This window comes from Levilactobacillus suantsaiihabitans, assembly GCF_004745505.1.
GTDB lineage: Bacteria > Bacillota > Bacilli > Lactobacillales > Lactobacillaceae > Levilactobacillus > Levilactobacillus suantsaiihabitans.
Genome location: NZ_RKLX01000066.1, coordinates 1 through 524 on the forward strand (window position 1 = coordinate 1; position 524 = coordinate 524).

General features: G+C 42.4%; 1 protein-coding gene. It reads left to right on the plus strand.

Annotated elements, in window-relative coordinates:
- Positions 1 to 242 precede the first annotated feature (242 nt).
- On the plus strand, positions 243 to 524 hold a 282-nt coding region (locus EGT51_RS12865), incomplete at its 3' end, for an IS110 family transposase (protein WP_167850215.1).

The window sequence follows — 524 nt, forward strand, 5'->3', positions numbered from 1 at the left end:
CAGACGTGCATGTGCTGCCGCACACCCCGAAACATGAAAACGACGATCACTGATCTTTTGATGATAAAATATCATTGAAGGATTAGTGATCGTCGCTTTATTGGTACTTCTTTTTGCCGAGGGACAAACTGATCCACCTAACTTGTGAGTACCCCGAAATATTGCCTTTGAGCATGAATATAAAATTACAAATTTTATTCAGTTAGGGAATCCTTCTACATACTATACGAGGAGGGCTCGTCATGGATATGGATGTAGCGTATGACTGTTGTGCTGGCTTAGATGTCCATCAAGGAAACGTTGTCGCTTGTGTCCTGCATGGTAAACGAACTTCTACGCGACCGAAGGCTGAGCTTCATACTTTCGGCACGACACAATCACAACTTGACCAGTTGGCCGACTGGTTAAAAACATTTGATTGTCAATCTGTCGCAATGGAAAGTACCGGCGTTTTTTGGAAACCTATTTGGCATGTCTTGGCTAATAAATTCAACCTAGTTCTAGCCAATCCCCAAAGAATTAAA